An 18,417-nucleotide genomic window follows, 5' to 3' on the forward strand; every position below is an offset into this window, starting at 1 on the left:
CCGCCTGTCCGGGCGCGCAAAAAGGCCACGGCGGGGGAGCCGTGGCCTGAAGGAGGTGCGAGGGGGTTATCCGTGCTGGTACGCCACCAGCGAGATCCCCACGTAGTGCGCGATGAAGGCCGCCAGGGTGAAGGAGTGGAACACCTCGTGGAAGCCGAACCAGCGCGGTGACGGGTTCGGCCGCTTGATTCCGTAGACCACGCCGCCCGCGCTGTAGAGCAGGCCGCCGACGACGACCAGGACGAGGACGGCGACACCGCCGGTCCGCATGAAGTCCGGCAGGTAGAAGACGGCCGCCCAGCCCATCGCGATGTAGCAGGGCGTGTAGAGCCAGCGCGGGGCGCCGACCCAGAAGACGCGGAAGAGGATGCCGGCCAGGGCCGCCGCCCAGATGCCCCACAGCAGCCACTGACCCTTGGCGTCGGGCAGCAGCAGCATGGTCAGCGGTGTGTAGGTGCCCGCGATGATCAGGAAGATGTTGGCGTGGTCCAGCCGGCGCAGAACGCCGTCCATGCGCGGGCTCCAGTTGCCCCGGTGGTACAGCGCGCTCACACCGAACAGCAGGCATGCCGTCAGGGCGAAGACGCCGCAGGCGATGCGTCCTCTGGAGGAGTCGGCGAGGGCGGTCAGCGCCAGGCCCGCGACCAGGACGGCCGGGAACATGCCGAGGTGCAGCCAGCCGCGCAGCTTCGGCTTCACCGGGTGAGGCAGGGAGAGCGCCTGTGGACCGTGGCCGTCGGCCGCCGAGTCCGTGGGCGCGTCGGGGACGAACGCAGTCATGGGCGAATGGTAGCTACGGAGCCGTAAGTCACGTATCAGTGCCGCGGATTGCCCGGCGAAGAGTGGCCATCCTCTCATCGTGATCCGGCGATGGTCACGCAAACGGACGGTCAGGTGAACGCAACGTGCACGCAAAGCGGGCGCGAGAAACCGTGGCGAGCCTCACGTTGCTCACCTGTGCGCTCCTCTGGACAGATGGGCGCGTACGTCGGATGATCAAATGAGTGCGGTCGGCACCGGATGAGCGCCAAGATCCACCCTGAAGCATCCGGGTCGCAGCCCCCACGGGGCCTCCACATCACAAAAAAACCCTCATTTAGGAGCAATCGTGGCGCGCGACATCGCGGCTCCCACCGTCCCCACCACCCATCAGGGACTGATCTCGTGGGTCAACGAGATCGCTGAACTGACGCAGCCGGACAACGTGGTCTGGTGTGACGGATCCGAGGCCGAGTACGAGCGACTGTGCGAGGAGCTCGTCGAGAAGGGCACCTTCCGCAAACTCGACCCGATCAAGCGCCCCCACTCCTACTACGCCGCCTCCGACCCCACCGACGTCGCCCGCGTCGAGGACCGGACGTTCATCTGCTCCGAGAAGGAGGCGGACGCGGGCCCGACCAACCACTGGAAGGCCCCCGCCGAGATGCGGGAGATCTTCCAGGGCTCCGGCGGCCAGGGCGGTCTGTTCCGCGGCTCGATGCGCGGCCGGACCATGTACGTCGTGCCCTTCTGCATGGGCCCGCTCGGCTCGCCGCTGTCCGCGCTCGGCGTGGAGATCACCGACTCGGCCTACGTCGCCGTCTCGATGCGCACGATGACGCGCATGGGCCAGGCCGTCCTGGACGAGCTCGGCTCCGACGGCTTCTTCGTCAAGGCCGTCCACACCCTGGGCGCCCCGCTGGAGCCCGGCCAGGCGGACGTTCCCTGGCCCTGCAACCAGACCAAGTACATCTCGCACTTCCCCGAGGACCGCGAGATCTGGTCCTACGGCTCGGGCTACGGCGGCAACGCCCTGCTCGGCAAGAAGTGCTACGCCCTGCGCATCGCCTCCGTCATGGCCCGTGACGAGGGCTGGCTCGCCGAGCACATGCTCGTCCTGAAGCTGACCCCGCCGCGCGGCGAGGCCAAGTACGTCGCCGCGGCCTTCCCGAGCGCCTGCGGCAAGACCAACCTCGCCATGCTGGAGCCGACCGTCCCCGGCTGGACGGTCGAGACCATCGGCGACGACATCGCCTGGATGCGCTTCGGCGAGGACGGCCGGCTGTACGCCATCAACCCCGAGGCCGGCTTCTTCGGTGTCGCGCCCGGCACCGGCGAGCACACCAACGCCAACGCGATGAAGACGCTCTGGGGCAACTCCGTCTTCACCAACGTCGCCCTCACCGACGACAACGACGTGTGGTGGGAGGGCATGACCGAGGAGTCCCCGGCCCACCTGACGGACTGGAAGGGCAACGACTGGACGCCCGAGTCCGGCGTCCCGGCCGCGCACCCCAACGCCCGCTTCACCGTCCCGGCCTCGCAGTGCCCGATCATCGCGCCCGAGTGGGAGGACCCCAAGGGCGTGCCGATCTCGGCGATCCTCTTCGGCGGCCGCCGCGCCACCGCCGTACCGCTGGTGACGGAGTCCTTCGACTGGAACCACGGCGTCTTCCTCGGCGCCAACGTGGCCTCCGAGAAGACCGCCGCCGCCGAGGGCAAGGTCGGCGAGCTGCGCCGCGACCCGTTCGCGATGCTGCCGTTCTGCGGCTACAACATGGGCGACTACATGGCCCACTGGGTCGACGTGGCCAAGGACAAGGACCAGTCCAAGCTGCCGAAGATCTACTACGTCAACTGGTTCCGCAAGGACGACCAGGGCAAGTTCGTCTGGCCCGGCTTCGGCGAGAACTCCCGGGTCCTGAAGTGGATCGTGGAGCGCCTGGAGGGCACGGGCGAGGGCGTCGAGACGCCGATCGGCATCCTGCCGACCAAGGACGCCCTCGACACCGACGGCCTGGAACTGGCCGACTCCGACCTGGAGTTCCTGCTCACGGTCGACAAGGAGGTCTGGCGCGAGGAGGCCGCCCTGGTCCCCGAGCACCTCAACACCTTCGGCGACCACACGCCCAAGGAGCTGTGGGACCAGTACCGCGCGCTGGTGGAGCGCCTGGGCTGAGCCCACCCCCTTTACTCCGCGGCCGGCTGGAACCGACAGTGCCCTGACCAGCAACATCGTCACGGCCGGCCGCGGAACCGACTGGCGGGGCCCGCACAACGGCGTGCGGGGTTCCGGGCCCGTCGCCGCCCTCCGTCCGCCCCGACGGAACCCTGCGGCGACAGGCCCACTCCCGCCCGCTTCGGCGCGGCCCGCCCCGCGGGCTCACGAACGTGCCGATGAATGACTGAGCGCTCCGGCCGACGGCCTACGTCGACCGGGGCGCTCGGGCGTTTCCGGAACACAGACGAACAGCTCGCACCACACCGTCTTGCGGCCGGCCTCCTGCTCCACACCCCACCGCACGGCCAGCGCGTCGAGCAGCGCCAGCCCTCGGCCGGATTCCGCCTCGGCCCCGGCCGCTGCGACCAGGACGGGCAGGGCCCGGGGGTCGGGATCGGTGACCCCCAGCCGGACCCGCCCGCCTTCCTCCGGCCACACCCGCACCGTGACGGGAACACCTTCCCCGACATGCCGGATCACGTTCGTCACGAGCTCGCTCGCGCAGAGCTGCACGTCGATCCCGTGCGCGCGCAGGGCCCGCCGCACGCCGGACACCTCGGCAGGGGTCGCAAGCAACTCCAGGGTCATCACCGGCCGCATCACACGGTCCCCTCGGGGAGGGCGGAGGTCAGGTCCTGCGCGGTGAGGCGAGGGCAGGGGCTGTGCATGGGGGTTCACACCTTCCAGTGCGCTGAGTGACGAACTCCTCACACTGTGACGCCGGCCGCCGTAGCGTGACAGTACTTCGGTCTCCCGCTCCTGAACTGCGGCTGCGCGGTGAAGGGGCTGGTAGCGCGCGGTAACGGCACACCAAGGACGGTGAACGATGGGTCAGCGCAAGGACATCGACGGTTCGACGGGCGTCCCGACCTTCTACGGCAGCGAGTTGCGCTGGAAGCGGGAGGAGGCGGGCCTGACCCTCCAGCAACTCGTCGAGGGCAGCTTCTACGGCCCGAGCCACCTCAGCGAGATCGAGCGGGGCACGCGCCGGATGCCGGCGGAACTCGCCGAGCACGTGGACAGGGTGCTGGGCACGGACGGCTTCTTCAGGCGGCGCTGCGAGGACGTGCGACGGGCGAAGCGGCGGGGGCACGCGAGCTACTTCGAGCGGGTGCTGGAGGCGGAGCAGCACGCGGAGACCATCGAGGAGTGGTGCCCGACGCTGGTGCCGGGGTTGTTGCAGACGGAGGCGTATGCGCGGGCGGTCACCCGCTCTGCCCACCCTCTGGCTCCGGACGAGGAAGTGGAGGAGAAGGTGACCGCGAGGCTGGCGCGGGCCCGGCTGTTCGAGGACGACCACAAGACCCCGGAGTACTGGGTGATCCTGCCCGAGTCGCTGCTGCGGCAGCCGATCCTGCCGCCGGATCAGAGCGCTGAACAGTGGGAGCGGATCGCGGAACTCGCGCGACACCGCCGGATCGTTCCCCAGATCCTTCCGTGGAACTGCGGGGCGTATCCGCTGATGCTGGGCTCGGCCTTGGTCATGACCTTCCCGGATGCCCCGCCCCTGGTTTACACGGAGGCGCAGTACAGCGGGGACACCATCGACGATCCGGCCCTCGTGAGGCAGTACCGCAAGGCATACGATCGGCTCAGGGCCGCCGCACTGCCCCCGGAGGCGTCCCTCGCCCTGATCGAGCAAGCGGCTGAGGATGACCGAAATGGCGAACAACGCACCTGACTTGAGCGCAGGGATCTGGCGCAAGAGCACCTACAGCAACGGCGACGGCGGCAACTGCGTCGAAGTGTGCGACGCCCACACCGCCGTCGTCCCCGTCCGTGACTCCAAGGTCCCCCAGGGCCCGGTCCTCGCCATCACGGCCACGGCCTGGACGTCCTTCGTCACGTCCCTCAAGTCGGCACCTGACGCATGACCCCTTGTGCTCCATCAAACCGGAGAGGACCGCAACAAGGGGGAGATTCACCAGCTCTAATGATTTCGACGGCTCATGACTAGTACGGTGATAACGCCGAGAACTCCTCCGATAATCAAAGCGTTGGCAAGGGTCGTACCCATTTCGTCTCCCGTCCCGTGCGCTCCTCCTGGCCATGAGGTAACTCCCTCCGGTGTAGTCGACGGCCCCTGTTGTCAATCCGCCGTAACCACCTATGGCTGCACCGGCGAGGCATCCGCGCCCAGCTCACGTTCGATGCGCAGTAACCTGCCGACACCTCCACCACATATGGAGGCCTTCGTCATGATCAAGACCATCCAGGGCCCCGACCGGGGTCCGGAAGGGCGATTTCTCACCTGCCGCGTCGCCTCTTCACGAAAATGTACAGCGCGATGACTATGACAGCGAAGCTTATGATGAATATCAGCGCATCCTGCCCGTTTTCGACAGGTGAGTATTTACCGCTGGCTGCCAAACCGGGTGAGTATGTCACTTCCGACTCCTTGCGATCGCCACAAGAAAACAAACGAAGGCGCCGCAAATAAATGTAGCGCTCAGCACTTTCCCCAGCGCGAATGAACTGTCAGCCAGACCCCAGGACGGGAAGGACAGAAAACCCAGAGAGATCCCGCAGATCAGCTCCAGTACGCTGATGCCGGCAAGAATCACTGCTGTCCTTCGGTTTTCTCTCTCATTTCTTGCGAGGTTCACTGTGGCTTCCTCCTGCTGGATTAGCGCTGCCCGGATACGGTGAGCGCCGTATCCGGGCAGTTGTCCCTCTAAGTCGTACTGTTCTGGTAATTCGCCGCGACGTAGGCTCCCGCAGCTGCTCCTATGGAGGCGCAATAGGGCACCGCTGCCCCTGCTCCGGCCGGTCCTCCGACAGCGGCCGCTCCCGCTTCGCAAAGACCCGTGATCCCGATGTCTGCGATGACACCAGCCGTTGCCGCTTCCGCCGCGTCAGGGCCGCCAGTGAGCCCTTCATACACGATGCCGGCGACAGAAAGCCCGCTGCCAATATTCCCCAGAGTGTCCAGTGAGAGCAGCCCAGCAGGATCACTGTTGTTGACAGGGTCGCCACCGGCGTACAGGTAGGGGTTCTTCTCCTGGCCGGAGGGGTCCGGCTGGGTGAAGCGGCCGAGGGACGGGTCGTAGTAGCGATGGCCCATCTTGTACAGGCCTGTCGGATCGAGGTAGGCGCCGGTGTAGCGGTGGGGCTGGGGGACTGCCTCGGTGGTGGTGCCGCGGGGGAGGCCGGTGGGGCCGTAGGCGTAGGTGTGCGTGCGCTTGCCCGCGTCGTCGACCAGGCCGAGGACGTTGCCGGTGGCGTCGGTGAGGTAGTAGTAGGACTTCCCCCCAGTCGTCATGGAGTTCAAGGTGCCCGCGGGTTCGCGGATGAATCCGGTGTCGACGCCGTTGGTGGTGGTGGAGGCCAGACCGAGCGCGGTGTGGTGGAACCAGGTCGAACCCAGCTTGGTGCGCTCGGAGTTGTCCGTGCCGGCGTGGACCAGGTCGTAGCTCTTGCCGCCGGCGGTGATGGCAGAGAGCTGGCTGTAGTCCGTCCAGGACTCACCCGTGCGGGCGGTGGTGCTCGCGCCGGCGGTTTCGTTGCCGAGCTTGTCGTAGGACCAGCCGGTGGTGGAGCCGTTCTTGCCGGTCAGCTCGCTCGCGTCGTCGTAGGTGTAGGTGGTGCCGCCGGGGCAGGCGTTCTTCGTGCCGTCCTGGGAGGTGAGGTTGCCGGCCTTGTCCCAGCAGTACAGCCACGATGCCTTGCGCGCGCCCGCGGAGTCGGCTTCCAGCGCGTAGCGCAGGCGGTCCTGTGAGTCGTAGTCGTAGGTGGTCTTGTACTTGGTGAGGTTGTCGGTGCGGGTGCGGATCTTGGTGGTGTCCTTGCCCGCGGTGTTCTTGTAGCTGTAGGTCAGGTCGATCAGTGTGGTCGTGCCCGAGGTGGTCTTGATGGCCTCGGGGCGGCCGTTGTCGTCGATCGTGACCGACTGCGTCGTGCCGCCGGGGTAGACGGTTTTGGTGCGCTTGTCGTTGTCGTCGTGGTCGAAGTCGGTCTTCTTGCCGTCCGGGGCGGTCAAGTAGTCCAGGCGGCCGGCCTTGTCCCAGGTGTAGTCGGTCTTGCCGGTCGGGTCGATGCAGTAGTCGACCTCGCCGCCCGGGGTGTAGGCCAGCGCCGTCTGGGCGCCGTTCTGCAGGGTACGGACGCTTTCGCGGTTCAGCTTGTCGTAGGTCCAGCCCGTAGTACCGGAGGCGTCCGTGCGGGACTTGACGTTGCCGTCGCCGTCGTAGGAGTAGGTGACCGTGGCGTTGGTGGAGGACACCTTCGTCACGCGGTCGCGGTTGTCGTAGACGTAGACCGTCTTGATGCCGCGTCCGTCGGTGACGGTCTCCACCCGGCCGAGTGCGTCGTAGGTGTAATCCGTCTTGCCCAGCGGCGCGGGCGGGGTGACGGTCTTGAGGTTGCCCTTGGTGTCGTACGCGAAGGAGGTGACCTTGCCGTTGCCGTCTTTGGCGGTGCAGCGCTGGCCCTCGAAGCCGCCGCACTTCGGGGTGGCCTCGTTGTAGGTGTACTCGCGGGTGCCGCCTGCGGTGCCGGAGGTGGTCACGGACATGGTGTTGCCGTTGGTGTCGTACTTGAACGTGTCCTTGCGGCCGTCCGCGCTGGTGAAGTCGTTCGGCAGGTCGGTTCCGGCGACCGTCTGGTACGCCGTCACAGAAGCCGTTGCTCCGAGCGGGAGCTTTTGGGAGATGGCGTTGTTGCGGCCGTCCCAGCCGTAGGTGGTGGTGTTGCCGCCGGTGCCGTCCGTGCCCGTGCCCATCGCGTCGACCGCGGTCTGCAGGAGGTGGGCGGTGTATTTCGCGTGGCGGGAGTGGCCCAGGGCGTCGGTGACCTTGGTGACCTCGCCGTCCGCGTTGTGCACGTACTGCGTTGCGTCGCCGTCAGGGTCGGTCACCGTCGTCGTGCCCGCGTCCGACGGGGTGTCGGCCGTGTAGTCGTAGCGCCAGGTCGGACCGATGTGGCCGCTGCCCGTCACCTCGGTGGCACGCTGCATGGACCTGACGCGGTTGTGGGCGTCGTAGGTGAACAGCGTGACGGTGCCCTCGGGCGTGGTCACCTTGGTCAGGCGGCGTGAAGAGTCGTACTCATAGGCGGTGGCCTTGCCGTCGGTATCGGTGACCTTCGCCAGATTGCCGGCCGGGTCCAGATCGAACACGGCCGTGCGGCCCGTGTGGTCCTTGGCCTGCCACTGGCTGGCGTTCGTCTTCACCAGGTCGATCCAGCGGCCCGAGCGGGTCTCGGTCAGCTTGAAGCCCTTGTGCCCGCCGCCCTCGTCGCGCTGGTCGACGGTGATCGTGCCGTCGTTCTTGTCCGTGACCTTCGTCAGGGTGCCGTGCTCGTCGTAGGTGTCCTTCGTGCCGGACTTGCGGTCGGTGAGGGTGTAGGTGCCGTCCGCGTTCTTCTTCAGGTCCTTGGAGTAGCCCGTCGGCGTGGTGTAGCCGCCGGTGGACGTCTCCTTGAACCGCAGGGCGGCGCCGGTGGCGTCGTAGACGACCACCTCACCGCCGCCGGTCTGGAGGTAACGCTCGTAGGCCTGCCACCAGCGCTGCGACACCTTCCCCCACGGCGCCTCAAGGGAGTTGTAGGTGCGGGCGAGCTGGAGCTTCTGACCGACACCGGCGATGTCGAAATCGGTGCCCGCCAGCATGAGATTGCCGTTGGAGACGTTCACCCGCGCCACCAGCGCATCGTTCAGGCGCGTGTCGATGATGCGGTGCCAGGGCACCTCGCCCTGCCCCTCGGGAACGAACGGCGTGGCCTCGGCAGCGGCCCCCGCACGCTGGGCGCCGGACTTGCCGCCCGTACGGGCCTCCTGCGCCGCCCGCCAGGCGGCGACCTCCGCCGGCGGCTTGGCCTCCGCTTGCGACTCCGGTGCCTTCACCGACCCGGCCGGCGTCGCGGGAGCCTCCACCTTGGTCGGTCTCGTCCAGGGGCTCTCCGGCTCCGGTAACTCCGGCTTCGGCGCCGCCGCCAGTCCCGGTGCCGCCGAGAGCACCACAGCGGCGGTCGTGATCGCGGACAGGAGAGCGGTTCTGTGTGTTCTTCGGGCACGCCAAAGTGACGTGCTTCCCGCACGTGAATGCATCAGCTTCCCCCACGGAAGTCAGGCAGAACGCGTGACCCATACGGTCACTTCGGCCACACAAGCTGTCACAAGAAGCGCACAAATCGACGCGGTGTGCCCTCGAACGCCCTTTGCATGCGGGCTGGAATCAGCCCCGCCGCTTCCCGGCGCCAAACCGGGGCGATACGGCCTCAACTGCCGCGTGGCATGGCGGAATGCGCGGTTCTATCCCGACTTGTGAGGGGTACGTTGACCGAAACCCACCGCAGGTGGCCGACAGCCGGGGCGCGACCGGGTGCTCACGGTGCGCAACAGGCGTGCGGGCCACGGACGCGGGTACCCGATGGCCCTCGCATAGGGGTTGATGGCGCCCGGTCCGCGCGTCGCTGCGGGTGCGCGCGGACCGGGGCCGTCTGAGGAGCCCGGTGGGGGCTCAGTGGGACGCGAGGGCGCGCGGCTCCAGGGCCGCCGTGTGCGCGTCCATCCGCTCGGCGGCCAGGATCGCGGCCGCCGTGTCGGCGCGGGAGGCGGCGACGACCAGCGCGCGGCCCGCCAGGGCGTGCGCCCGCCGGTGCAGGGCGGTGGCGCTCGGCTCGCGCCGGCCGCTCATCGGCGCGCGCACCGGGGTGCGTCCGCCGCGCAGCCTGCTCACCTGCTCCGCGAGCCGCTCCGCCGCCGTGTCCAGGTCGGCCGAGCCCTGCGTCGCACGCAGCTCGTCCGTGACGGCGAGCAGGGCGCCGAGATGGCCCGCGAGCTGGATGTCCAGCTCTTCCTCACGGGAACGGTGGGGGAAGTCGGGGTTGGGGCCGTCCACCGTGCTGTGGACCGACTTGGCGCGGATCGGTTCGTACATGGGAAGGCCTCCTGAATTCTTACAGGAAACCATCCTAGCTTAGATTTCGTCTAAAGTTGAGCTGCTCACAAAACAGGACTGCCCGCACACGAAGCGTGAGCGGGCAGTCCGGGCGAGGTCCGGCCTCGGGGTCAGGGCTGGCCGTAACCGTCCAGGAAGCGGCCGATCCGGCCCATCGCGTCCCGCAGGTCGGTGACCGAGGGCAGGGTCACCACCCGGAAGTGGTCCGGCTCCGGCCAGTTGAAGCCCGTGCCCTGGACGACCATGATCTTCTCGCGCCGAAGCAGGTCCAGGACCATGCGGCGGTCGTCCTTGATCTTGAAGACCTTGGGGTCGAGGCGCGGGAAGAGATACAGCGCGCCCTTGGGCTTCACGCAGGTCACACCGGGGATCTGGGTCAGCAGCTCGTACGCCGTGTCCCGCTGCTCACGCAGCCGTCCGCCCGGCAGCACCAGGTCGTTGATCGTCTGCCGCCCGCTGAGCGCCGCGACGACTCCGTGCTGCCCGGGCATGTTCGCGCACAGGCGCATGTTCGCCAGGATCGTCAGGCCCTCGATGTAGGAGTCGGCGTGGGCGCGCGGCCCGGAGATCGACATCCAGCCGACCCGGTAGCCGGCCACGCGGTAGGCCTTCGACATGCCGTTGAAGGTCAGGGTGAGCAGGTCCGGGGCGATGGCGGCGGTGGGGGTGTGGGTGGCGCCGTCGTAGAGGATCTTGTCGTAGATCTCGTCGGAGCAGACGAGCAGGTTGTGCCGGCGGGCGATGTCGGTCAGGCCCTTGATCATCGCCTCGTCGTAGACGGCCCCCGTCGGGTTGTTGGGGTTGATGATCACGAGCGCCTTGGTGCGGTCGGTGACCTTGCGCTCGATGTCGGCGAGGTCCGGCATCCAGTCGGCCTGCTCGTCGCAGCGGTAGTGCACGGCGGTGCCGCCGGACAGGGAGACGGCGGCGGTCCACAGCGGGTAGTCGGGCGCGGGCACGAGGACCTCGTCGCCGTCGTCCAGCAGGCCCTGCATCGCCATCACGATCAGCTCGGAGACGCCGTTGCCGATGAAGACGTGCTCGACGTCCGTCTCGATGCCGAGGGTCTGGTTGTGCATGACGACGGCCCGGCGTGCGGCCAGCAGGCCCTTGGCGTCGCCGTAGCCGTGCGCCGACGACACGTTCCGGAGGACGTCCTCCAGGATCTCCGGCGGGCACTCGAAGCCGAACGCGGCCGGGTTGCCGGTGTTCAGCTTGAGGATCCGATGGCCGGCGGCTTCCAGCCGCATCGCCTCCTCGAGCACCGGACCCCGGATCTCGTAACAGACGTTGGCGAGCTTGGTCGACTGGATCACCTGCATGTCTGGGAGCTTACGGCCCGGTAATGGCTCCCGGGCCGTGTTTTCCGCCACGTGAGACGCGGGGATTTGGGGCGATATCGCCGCGCGCTGTCCCACCAGCACCTTCAGTCCCTAGAATGCGCCGCCATGTCCAAGTCATTCGAGTACGCCGACGGAGTGACGGGCGGTGGGCCGCAGGAGCCGCCGAACGTGTACCTGCCGCAGGCCCCCGCGCCTCCGGCGTACGACGCGTACGCGGATCCGGCGGCGGCGCACGGATGGCAGGACGCGTACGACGCCGCGGATCCGGAGGCCGCCTGGGACGCCGCGTACGAAGGCGGCACGGACGACGTGGGCGCCACCCGTGAGCTGCCGGTGGTGCCGGCGCGGGGCCGGTCTGGAGCCGGCCACCGCGCCCGGCGTAAGCCGGCTCCCCGGCGCCGTCGCCGTGCGGCGGTCGCCGCCGGTGCCGTGGGCGCCGCGTCGGTGGTCGCGCTGATCGCCGGGTTCTCCCTCTCGGGCGGGCACTCCGCCGGGACGGGGGACGGCGAAGGCGGTCGCACGGGCCGGACGGCGGGAGAGTCGCCCACGGCGGAACCGGCGGGCACCGGTCCGGCCGCGACCCCCGGCGCTCCGCTCGCCGACCGGCCGGGAGAGTCCGACGGTCCGTCCGGCGCCGCGTCCGCGAGCCCGTCCGCCGCGCCCAGCCGGACCCCGTCCGGGTCCGCCACGGACAGCGCGCCGCCCCAGGTCGCCCCCACGACCAGTGCTCCGGCGGACTCCGGCACCACCGCCACGCCATCGGCGCCCGGCAGGTCCGACGAGAAGCCCGGACGTGGCCCGGGAGGCACCAAGGGACCCAAGTGACCGGCCCGGAAGGGCGGTTGAGTAGGGTCTGAAGGGACTTCAGGGTTCCGGTTGTGGAACAGGTTCTTGTGCCGCACGCCTTGCGACGATCACAATGCACATGACAACAGTGCAGGCGGCCGGAAGATTTCCGGCCGCCTCCGTCGCAAGAGGGGACCCCCCATGAGAAAACCTCTCGCCGCCGCGTTCTGCGCCCTGGCGATAGCCGGGGCCGGCGCGGCCCCCGCGACCGCTGCCGATGCCGCCCCCACGGGCGTCGGCAAGGCCGCGGACACGGGCGAGGTCACGTCCGCCGTCTCGGGTGTGGCCACGTCCGTGGAGCAGACGCTGTCCGGGCTTCGCGGCCGGCAGGCCAAGGCCGTGAACTTCGCCGGCACCGTCGCGCTCAGCAACTGCTCCGGCTCCGTCGTCCGCATGCCGGACTCCGAGGCCGACGACCCGGCGCTCGTGATGACCAACGGCCACTGCCTTGAGTCCGGGTTCCCCGGCCCCGGCGAGGTCCTCGTCGACAAGGCCTCCAGTCGGACCTTCACTCTGCTCAACGCTTCCGGCTCGCGCGTCGCCACCCTGCGCGCCGCCAAGCTCGCCTACGGCACGATGACCGACACGGACGTCGCGCTGTACCAGCTCACCACCACGTACGCGCAGATCAAGAGCTCGTACAACATCAACCCGCTGACGCTGAACGACAGCCACCCGGTCGCCGGCACCGCCATCAGCATCCCCTCCGGCTACTGGAAGCGGATCTACAGCTGCACCATCGACGGGTTCGTGCCCACCCTGAAGGAGGGCGACTGGACCTGGAAGGACTCGGTCCGCTACACCTCCGCCTGCAACACCATCGGCGGCACGTCCGGCTCGCCCGTCGTCGACCAGGCCACCAACAAGGTCGTCGCCATCAACAACACCGGCAACGAGGACGGTGAGCGCTGCACGGTGAACAACCCCTGCGAGGTCGACGCGAACGGCAACGTGACCGTCCGCAAGGGCATCAACTACGCCCAGGAGACCTACGGGATCCCGGCCTGCTTCGGGATCGACAACAAGCTCGACCTGAGCGCGAGCGGCTGCACCCTGCCCAAGCCGTAAGGCAGGGTGCAGGCCGGGCGGTCACGCGGGAGGAGTCCTGCGGACCGCCCGGCCCGCCAGCACGTCCGTGCGGCGGCCGTCCTCGATCACGAACCGGCCGTCGACCAGGACGTGGGGGATGCCCGTGGGGAGCGTGCGCGGTTCCGCGAAGGTGGAGCCCGCCGCCACCGTTGCCGGGTCGAAGAGCACCAGGTCGGCCACATAGCCCTCGCGGACCAGGCCCCGGTCCGGAAGCCTCAGGCGGGCCGCCGGGCGCGAGGTGAGGTGCGCGACGCACTCCTCCAGGGACAGCACCCCCAACTCCCGTACGTAGTGCCCGAGGTAGTGCGGGAAGGTGCCGTAGGCGCGCGGGTGCGGCTTCGCGCCCTGGAGGATGCCGTCCGAGCCGCCGGTGTGCACCCGGTGGCGCATGATCGCCCGGACGTTCTCCTCGTGCCCGACGTGCTGGAGGATCGTCGGGGCCAGCCGGTCGGCCAGCAGCAGCCCGCGCGCGGTCACCCAGGGCGTCTCGCCCCGCCGGTCCGCCGACTCCTGGATCGTCCGGCCGACGAAATCGGCCAGGGCCGGATCGTTCACACCCGAGATCTCGATCGTGTCCCATTCGACGGGTACGCCGTGGCAGCCGTCCGAGCCGGTGACCTCCAGGTGGTGGCGGATGCGTTCCGCCGTCTCCTCGTCCGCCAGCCGCCGGAGAGTCCGCTCGGGGCCGCCCTCGCCCGCCCAGCTCGGCAGCACGGCCGCCAGCGTCGTACAGCCCGGGGTGTACGGGTAGGTGTCGAGGCTGATGTCGGACCCGGCCGCGAGTGCCTCGTCCAGCAGGGTCAGCAGCTCCGGCGCCCGGCCCTTGTTCACACCGAAGTTCATGGTGGCGTGGGCGAGATGGAGGGAGCAGCCCGCCTCCCGGGTCAGCGCGACCATCTCCTCGTACGCCGCCAAGGCCCCGGCGCCGTAGGAGCGGTGGTGCGGGCAGTAGTAGCCGCCGTACGACGCCACCACCCGGCACAGCTCGGTCAGTTCGGCATCCTGCGCGTACATGCCGGGCGTGTACGTCAGCCCCGACGACATGCCGACGGCGCCCTGCTCCATGCCCTCGGCGACCAGCTGCCGCATCCGGTCCAGCTCCTGCGGGGTCGCCTCGCGGTCCTCCCAGCCGACGGCGAGCGCCCGGACCGTGCCCTGCGGGATCAGATAGGCCGCGTTCACGGCGATCCCGCCGTCCAGCCGGTCCAGGTACTCGCCGACCGACCGCCAGTCGAAGTCGATGTCGTCACCCGGGCCGTTCCACCCGGCGATCGCCCGGCGCACCTCGTCCAGCGTGCGGTCGTCGACCGGCGCGTACGACAGGCCGTCCTGGCCGATGACCTCCAGGGTGACGCCCTGCGCGGCCTTGGCGCTGTGGTCCGGGTCGCGCAGCAGCGCCAGGTCGCTGTGGGCGTGCATGTCGACGAAGCCGGGGGAGAGGACCAGGCCCTCGGCGTCCAGCTCCCGGCGCGCCTTCGGCCGCTGGCAGCCGGCCGCGGCGGCCTCCTTGACGATCGAGACGATCCGGCCGCCGTCGACCACGACATCGGCCCGGTACGCGTCCGAGCCGGAGCCGTCGACGACGTCGGCGTCCCGGATGACGAGCTCTTCCATCGCGCCCGGCCTCCTAGAAGAACGTGCGGACGTAGTCGACGACCGTGCCGTCCGCCTCCGCGACGGGGATCAGCTGCCACTTGTCGAACGAGGTGCACGGGTGGGACAGCCCGAGCCCGACCCAGTCGCCGACCTCCAGATCGGCCTCCGGCGTGGTGGCGAGCCAGGCGTGCTGGTCGGACAGCGCGGTCACGGAGACACCGGTGGCGGGGCGCTCGGCGCCGTCCCGGCGGATCACCTGGGCGAAGGGCAGGCCGAGGTCGTAGGCCGCGTCCCGCTTGCCCGCGTTGACGAAGGCCTGCTCGGCGGAGGGCCGCGACACGACCTGTGTCCACAGCCGGAACGCCGGCTCCAGGGCGCCCTCTTCGGGGACCCGGTTGAACGGGGTCAGCTTGCGGTAGTGACCGTCGTCGTGCGAGACGTACGCGCCCGAGCGCAGCAACTTCAGCACGGGACGGGACAGTTCGGGGATCTCCGCGAAGACCTCGGCGACCGCGTCGAACCAGGCGCTGCCGCCCGCGCTGACCACGATCTCGTCCAGGCCGGAGAACCGCCCGGCCTTGTCGAAGTCGGCGGCGAGCGCGACCAGCCGCCGCAGCCACGCCGTCACCCGCTCGCTGTCGGCCTTCGGCACCTCGCCCTCGTAGCCCGCGACACCGACGAGCCGCAGCGTCCGCGTGCCCGCCACCGCGTCCGCGACCGCCGCGCACTCCGCCTCCGTCCGGACACCGGTCCGGGCGCCCTCGCCGGCCGCGAACTCGACGACGACGTCCACGGGCCGGGTGGCGTCCCGCAGGGCGGCGTCCATCAGCTCGACGCCGCGCACGGAGTCGACGTAACAGACCAGTTCGAAGTCCGGGTCGGCATCCAGCTCGGCCGCGATCCAGCGCAGGGCCGCCGCGTCCACCAGCTCGTTCGCGAGGAACACGCGCCGGGTGCCGAAGGCGCGCGCCACCCGCACCTGGTGCGGCACGGCGAGCGTGATGCCCCACGCCCCGTGCTCGATCTGCCGCTGGAACAGCTGCGGGGCCATGGAGGTCTTGCCGTGCGGCGCGAAGGCCAGGCCGTGCCGGGCCGCGTACGTCTCCATCAGCTTCAGGTTGTGCTCCAGGCGCTCGGCGGACAGTGCGAGCACCGGCGTGGCGAAGCCCCCGGTGAAGAGGTTGCGGCGCTGGCCGGCCAGCTCGGCGACGGTCAGTCCGTCGGCGTCCGGCGGGAGGCCTTTGAAGCGGTGGTCGACGCGCTCGGCGGCGAGCCGGGCGAGGGACTGGGCGGTGTCAGCCGTCATGGAGCCTCCCTGATCAGCGGTGTTGCATTCTCTGCAACCTTCATTGCGTATGTCGCTGAACGCTGTCTAACATCTCGGCCACCCCCGGTCAATGAAACCGCCACCGGCCGCCCCGGCACCCCGACGAGGAGCTACGAGCATCGTGACCCCCACCGGACCCTGCAACGCCCCCGACGTCGTGGACGTCGTCGCGCTCGGCGAGTCCATGGTCACGTTCCTGCCCTCCCGGCCGGGACGCCTCGCCGACGTGCCGTCCTTCGCGCGGGGCATCGGCGGGGCGGAGTCGAACGTGGCGTGCGTGCTGGCCGCGGCCGGGCACTCCGCGCGGTGGATCAGCAGGGTGGGAGCCGACCCGTTCGGTGATCACCTGGTCGAGGCGATCGGCGCCTACGGGGTCGACGTGGCGCACGTCCGGCGCGACCCCGACCGCCCCACCGGCATCTACTTCCGCACCGCCGGGGACCGGGCCGGCGACGCCCACGAGGTCGCCTACTACCGGACCGGCTCCGCGGCGTCCGCGATGAGCGTCACGGACCCCGACCCGGCGGCGGTGCGCGCCGGGCGCGTGCTGCACCTGTCCGGGATCACCGCCGCACTGTCCGGGACCTGCCTGGACCTGATGCGCGAGCTGACCGCCCGCCGCCCCGGCCGCCCCCTGGTCTCCTTCGACGTCAACCACCGGCCCGGCCTGTGGCGCGACACCGACGCCCCGACAGTGCTGCGCGACCTCGCCCGGGGCGCGGACCTCGTGTTCGTCGGGCAGGACGAGGCCTGGGGGCTGCACAGCGCCGAAGCCGTCCGCGCCGCCCTCCCCGAACCCGAGGTCCTGGTCGTCAAGCAGGGCGCCGCCGGAGCCACCGTCTTCGAGCACCAGGACGTCACCTTCGTCCCCGCACCCCGGGTCGACGTCGTCGCCGCCGTCGGTGCCGGAGACGCCTTCGCCGCCGGGTTCCTCTCCGCCACCCTGCGCGCACTGCCCGTGCGGGACCGGCTGCGGCACGGGCATCTGATGGCCGCCGCCGCGCTCACCGTGCCCGGCGACCTCGCCACACCGCCCACCCGGGAGCACGCCGACCGGCTCGCCGCCCTGGACGACACGGCATGGGGGAGACTGCGACTCGGCCCGGGCTGGACCGAGCGGACACAGCGGGCCGACGAGGAGGTACGTACACCATGAGCCAGACCGTCGACCGCGCGCTGAGCATCCTGCCGCTGCTCGCCGAGGGCCCCGCCGACCTGGGACAGGTCGCCGACCGCCTCGGCGTCCACAAGTCCACGGCACTGCGCCTGCTGCGCACCCTGCACGAGCACGGGCTCGTCTACCGCCAGTCCGACCAGCGCTACCGCCTCGGCGCCCGGCTCTTCGCCCTCGCCCAGGAGGCGATGGAGAACCTCGACGTCCGCGAGATCGCCCACCCCCACCTGGTCCGCCTCAACGAGAACTGCGGACACACCGTGCACCTCGCCGTGTACGAGGAGAACGAGGTCCTCTACATCGACAAGGTCGAGAGCCGCTACCCCGTGCGGATGTACTCCCGCATCGGCAAGCCCGTGGCCATCACCGTCGCAGCGGTCGCGAAGCTGCTGCTCGCCGACCTCCCCGACCACGAGCGGCGGTCCATCGCCGAGAAGCTCGACTACCCCACGTACACGTCCCGTTCGACACCCAACGCCGGCGCGTTCCTGCGCGAGCTGGACAAGGTGCGCGAACAGGGCTGGGCCACCGATCTCGGCGGCCACGAGGAGTCCATCAACTGCGTCGCGGCGCCCATCCGCGGCGCCGACGGCCGGGTCGTCGCCGCGATGTCGGTCTCCGCGCCGAACGTCGTCGTCACCGCCGACGAACTCCTCACCCTCCTGCCGCTGGTGCGTCGTACGGCGGACGCCATCAGCGGCGAGTACTCCGGCAGGACACCAGTGAAGGGCACCGTATGACGGACAAGATCGCACTCACCCCGAAGACCCACACCACCCCGCCGGCGAAGTTCTCGCACGGTGTGAAGAAGGGCAACATCCTCCAGGTCGCCGGCCAGGTCGGCTTCCTGCCCGCCGAGGAGGGCAAGGCGCCCACGCCCGCCGGGCCGACCCTGCGCGAGCAGACCCTCCAGACCCTGGCCAACGTCAAGGCGATCCTTCAGGAGGGCGGCGCCTCCTGGGACGACGTGATGATGATCCGCGTCTACCTGACGGACGTCGACCACTTCGCCGAGATGAACGCGATCTACAACGCGTACTTCGAGGAGCAGGGCCTGACCCAGCCGCCCGCCGCGCGCACCACCGTCTACGTCGGACTGCCCGCGGGCCTCCTCGTCGAGATCGACGCCCTGGCCGTTCTCGGCTGACCCACCCCCACCCCGC

At 69.8% G+C, this 18,417-nt stretch carries 15 protein-coding genes; 8 read left to right on the forward strand and 7 right to left on the reverse strand.

The features are described 5' to 3' along the window. Positions 1 to 66: 66 nt before the first annotated feature. A complete protein-coding gene (locus AB0G20_RS14520; protein WP_361301126.1) occupies positions 67 to 780 on the reverse strand; it encodes a hemolysin III family protein in 714 nt (237 codons plus the stop codon). A 328-nt stretch (positions 781 to 1,108) separates the two neighbouring features. On the opposite strand from AB0G20_RS14520, the gene AB0G20_RS14525 reads away from it, so the two are divergent. Further along, complete coding sequence (locus AB0G20_RS14525) at positions 1,109 to 2,938, forward strand: phosphoenolpyruvate carboxykinase (GTP) (RefSeq protein WP_361301129.1); 1,830 nt, start codon at positions 1,109 to 1,111, stop codon at positions 2,936 to 2,938. A 204-nt stretch (positions 2,939 to 3,142) separates the two neighbouring features. On the opposite strand, the gene AB0G20_RS14530 is transcribed toward AB0G20_RS14525, so the two are convergent. Continuing rightward, complete coding sequence (locus tag AB0G20_RS14530; protein ID WP_361301132.1) at positions 3,143 to 3,580, reverse strand: ATP-binding protein; 438 nt, start codon at positions 3,578 to 3,580, stop codon at positions 3,143 to 3,145. A gap of 226 nt (positions 3,581 to 3,806) precedes the next feature. Here AB0G20_RS14530 and AB0G20_RS14535 point away from each other — a divergent pair, with 226 nt between their 5' ends. Both AB0G20_RS14535 and AB0G20_RS14540 read left to right on the forward strand, forming a co-directional pair. Beyond that, positions 3,807 to 4,661: a helix-turn-helix transcriptional regulator gene (locus AB0G20_RS14535; RefSeq protein ID WP_361301135.1), complete on the forward strand. Its 855-nt coding sequence runs from the start codon at positions 3,807 to 3,809 to the stop codon at positions 4,659 to 4,661. A gap of 1 nt (position 4,662) precedes the next feature. Beyond that, the gene (locus tag AB0G20_RS14540; RefSeq protein WP_361301138.1) at positions 4,663 to 4,854 is read left to right on the forward strand and encodes a DUF397 domain-containing protein; all 192 of its coding nucleotides are present in this window, start codon (positions 4,663 to 4,665) and stop codon (positions 4,852 to 4,854) included. 800 nt (positions 4,855 to 5,654) lie between these two features. On the opposite strand, the gene AB0G20_RS14545 is transcribed toward AB0G20_RS14540, so the two are convergent. The 3 genes from AB0G20_RS14545 to AB0G20_RS14555 form a co-directional block, all read right to left on the reverse strand. Next, entirely contained in the window at positions 5,655 to 9,026 is a 3,372-nt protein-coding gene (locus tag AB0G20_RS14545; protein ID WP_361301141.1) for an RHS repeat-associated core domain-containing protein, read from the reverse strand. 412 nt (positions 9,027 to 9,438) lie between these two features. Beyond that, positions 9,439 to 9,858: a hypothetical protein gene (locus tag AB0G20_RS14550; protein ID WP_361301144.1), complete on the reverse strand. Its 420-nt coding sequence runs from the start codon at positions 9,856 to 9,858 to the stop codon at positions 9,439 to 9,441. A gap of 131 nt (positions 9,859 to 9,989) precedes the next feature. Further along, on the reverse strand, positions 9,990 to 11,201 hold the full coding sequence (locus tag AB0G20_RS14555) for a pyridoxal phosphate-dependent aminotransferase (RefSeq protein WP_361301147.1): 1,212 nt from the start codon (positions 11,199 to 11,201) through the stop codon (positions 9,990 to 9,992). A 126-nt stretch (positions 11,202 to 11,327) separates the two neighbouring features. Here AB0G20_RS14555 and AB0G20_RS14560 point away from each other — a divergent pair, with 126 nt between their 5' ends. Both AB0G20_RS14560 and AB0G20_RS14565 read left to right on the forward strand, forming a co-directional pair. Then, positions 11,328 to 12,047, forward strand: coding sequence for a hypothetical protein (locus tag AB0G20_RS14560; RefSeq protein WP_361301150.1), 720 nt, complete (start codon positions 11,328 to 11,330; stop codon positions 12,045 to 12,047). 162 nt (positions 12,048 to 12,209) lie between these two features. Further along, a complete protein-coding gene (locus tag AB0G20_RS14565) occupies positions 12,210 to 13,136 on the forward strand; it encodes a serine protease (protein WP_031110034.1) in 927 nt (308 codons plus the stop codon). Positions 13,137 to 13,157: 21 nt separating this feature from the next. Here AB0G20_RS14565 and AB0G20_RS14570 read toward each other — a convergent pair whose 3' ends face one another. Both AB0G20_RS14570 and AB0G20_RS14575 read right to left on the reverse strand, forming a co-directional pair. Further along, positions 13,158 to 14,771 carry a D-aminoacylase gene (locus AB0G20_RS14570; protein WP_361301155.1) on the reverse strand — a complete coding sequence of 538 codons (1,614 nt, stop codon included), beginning with the start codon at positions 14,769 to 14,771 and terminating at the stop codon, positions 13,158 to 13,160. Between the two features lie 13 nt (positions 14,772 to 14,784). Further along, entirely contained in the window at positions 14,785 to 16,059 is a 1,275-nt protein-coding gene (locus AB0G20_RS14575; protein WP_361301158.1) for an amino acid deaminase, read from the reverse strand. A 142-nt stretch (positions 16,060 to 16,201) separates the two neighbouring features. Here AB0G20_RS14575 and AB0G20_RS14580 point away from each other — a divergent pair, with 142 nt between their 5' ends. Genes AB0G20_RS14580 through AB0G20_RS14590 form a run of 3 tightly spaced genes read left to right on the forward strand, consistent with a single transcriptional unit; the run spans position 16,202 to position 18,401 of the window. Beyond that, the gene (locus tag AB0G20_RS14580) at positions 16,202 to 17,236 is read left to right on the forward strand and encodes a sugar kinase (RefSeq protein ID WP_361301161.1); all 1,035 of its coding nucleotides are present in this window, start codon (positions 16,202 to 16,204) and stop codon (positions 17,234 to 17,236) included. Next, positions 17,233 to 17,994 carry an IclR family transcriptional regulator gene (locus AB0G20_RS14585; protein WP_361301164.1) on the forward strand — a complete coding sequence of 254 codons (762 nt, stop codon included), beginning with the start codon at positions 17,233 to 17,235 and terminating at the stop codon, positions 17,992 to 17,994. The genes AB0G20_RS14580 and AB0G20_RS14585 overlap by 4 nt, the downstream gene beginning before the upstream one ends. Continuing rightward, positions 17,991 to 18,401 carry a RidA family protein gene (locus AB0G20_RS14590; protein ID WP_361301167.1) on the forward strand — a complete coding sequence of 137 codons (411 nt, stop codon included), beginning with the start codon at positions 17,991 to 17,993 and terminating at the stop codon, positions 18,399 to 18,401. The genes AB0G20_RS14585 and AB0G20_RS14590 overlap by 4 nt, the downstream gene beginning before the upstream one ends. Positions 18,402 to 18,417: the final 16 nt, after the last annotated feature.

It is taken from the genome of Streptomyces sp. NPDC024017 (assembly GCF_040638895.1).
Classification (GTDB): Bacteria; Actinomycetota; Actinomycetes; order Streptomycetales; family Streptomycetaceae; genus Streptomyces.